Below are 2358 nucleotides of genomic sequence, written 5' to 3'. Positions count from 1 at the left end.
CAAATCGCGTGTGGCCCGAATAGCAACAGGCCGACGAGCCTTGCAACACTCCGGACAGCTTTGTTCTCCGATCCGAACCCCCGGTAGAGCCAGGCCATCCGCCGATAATCCGCCGGGCTGTCAAAATCGTCAGTCTCGTCTTCGATGGGATGGAATGCCACAGCGGTCCCCTCGACCGTTCGCAAACACCCCAGCAAATCCCAAAGTTTGCCCCGCCCGCCGTGTTCCGCCTGACGAACCGCCCTTTCAAGCCCCTGCATGACGAGCGGCCCGACAGCCTCGGTGAATGCGAGGCCAAAGATCTCGCCGTAACGCTTGCCGGAAAAGAAGCTTGCTCCTGGTCTGCCGAAAAAGATCAGGTCTCCAGGATGCTCGAAGGTGGCCCGCATGGCCTCCCTGGAGTAAAAAACATCCCCCAGAAGGACAATCGTCCTTCGGCCCCAAAGGTTCACGGTAGTACCCAGTGTTTCCACAATCCAGCGACGCCTGGCCGGGTAAAAGACACGCCCCGCCGATTGAGCGAGCCTCTCGTCAGCAGTCACAACGACCGGCACGCAGCCGGCGAGTTCCTCAACGAGTCTTATCGAGCGTTTCAGAATGGGTACACCACCCAGGGGCGCCAGTTGTTTGGGAACGCCCAAATAGTTGTTCCACCGGGCCCCATCACCTGCGCACAAAATGAGCACCACGTCCGAATTGGACCGGCAAGTTGCAAAGACCATTACAAGCCCTTCCAACCCTCTCTCTGGCCCCAGTCCACCGAGGCCCCATCAGCCAATTGATCGACACAAACCCTTCAAACCGCACAGCTTATTCCTTTGATCGTCACCCGAAATGCATAATCCACATTTTTTCCAGGTGCATCTGAGGCTCCACGACCTTGGCTCCGCGGAGGCACGGTGGGGTGTTTCCTCCTTCGTGCCGACCGATCGGGCCCCTTCCTCGTGGTATGATAAGGCGATAACCCTTTAATTTTTCGGAGAAACACACTCGAAATGGCGACAGTTTGACGGGAAACGGGTCCTCGCGGCAGTTCCACCGGGTGATTCAGGTCTTCATGGTTTTCAGACGGTTCAGTCCAACAAGTACGTGGCTCCCATCGAGGACACTCCTGGCCGGCATCGGGGAGTGGGTCGTGGTGCTGGCAGTCTTCGCCTGGCAGGGAGCCTGGCCGGTCCCGGATGTCAATGAACCTTACTATCTGGGGAAAGCTGTTCACTTCTGGAACCCTGAGTGGTGTCGGCGGGACGATTTCTTCGCCACCGGCGACGCGCATGAAGTCTTCTATTTCACGTTTGGCTGGCTGTCGCTTTTTCTTCCGTTACCAGTGCTGGCCTGGACCGGTCGGGTGGTCACCTGGGCGTTACTCGCCGCCGGTTGGTGCTTTTTCGCCAGGCGTCTGGGGCTCCGTGGATGGACGCTCGTGCTCAGTGCGATCCTTTTTGCGGCCTTTCAGGAACGCCTGGCCATGGCGGGAGAATGGGTCATCGGCGGCGTGGAAGCCAAGGGGTTCGCGTACGCCATCGTTTTGTTCGGTTTAGGTATGCTTGCCGCCGGGCGGTGGAGGGCCAGCCTCGTCCTGCTGGGGTTGGCCACTGCCTTCCACGTACTGGTGGGTGGGTGGTCCCTGGTCGCGATTTTCCTGGCGTGGCTGATGAACGGCCGCCAGCCGCACTGGAAGATTGTGTGGCCCGCCGCCGTGACCGCAGGGATCCTCGCGCTGCCGGGTGTTATTCCCTCCCTCGCCCTGACGTGGAACGTACCGCCGGAAATTCTCCGCGAGGCCAATCGGATTTACACTTTCGAACGACTGGCCCATCACCTTGTGCCAGGCTGTTTTACCCCCGAGGACGCCACACGGTTTCTCATCCTCACTGGTCTTTATTTTGGTGCATCCTTTCTGTGGCGGGGCCCGGTAGAGTGGCAGCGAATTCACCATTTTGTCCTGGGGAGCCTGGCCATCGCGTTGGCGGGCTGGATTCTCTCCTGGACCGTTGCGGTCTGGCCTGAGTTTGCCGCAGCCGTGCTCCGCTACTACTGGTTCCGGCTTTCGGACGTCGCCGTGCCCATGGCGGCCGCGCTGTGGATCGGCATGGTCGCCGGGAATCGGATTGTCGTGTCCCGACCTTTGCGGGCGGCTCTGGTCACGCTGGGAACCGTTGGCTGCCTCCTCCATCTGAGCAGCTATGTGCCGGTCCGCACGCGGGCCATCCTGCCTCGACCGGAATGGACGGATGTCATGTGGAGTACCTGGCAGAGTGGGCAAACCGCCGTTTGGTGGTCCATCTGGCAAGAGGACCCAATCGCCCGCCGGGAATTTCGGCAATGGCGGGAGGTCTGTCAGTGGATCTCGGCCAA

The 2358-nt window shown here is 60.3% G+C and carries 2 protein-coding genes; one reads left to right on the top strand and one right to left on the bottom strand.

The window, feature by feature from the left end; genetic code table 11:
* Window positions 1–722, bottom strand: a 722-nt coding sequence (locus H5U08_RS15970) for an NTP transferase domain-containing protein (protein WP_297035286.1), incomplete at its 3' end; no start/stop codon positions are given.
* A gap of 413 nt (window positions 723–1135) precedes the next feature.
* On the opposite strand from H5U08_RS15970, the gene H5U08_RS15965 reads away from it, so the two are divergent.
* Window positions 1136–2358: hypothetical protein (locus tag H5U08_RS15965; RefSeq protein WP_297035284.1), on the top strand; the 1223-nt coding region annotated here is incomplete at its 3' end.

It is taken from the genome of Thermogutta sp. (assembly GCF_014359955.1).
Classification (GTDB): Bacteria; Planctomycetota; Planctomycetia; order Pirellulales; family Thermoguttaceae; genus Thermogutta.
Note: the sequence above shows the minus strand (reverse complement) of the source record. Positions and strands in the feature narration are given on the sequence as shown.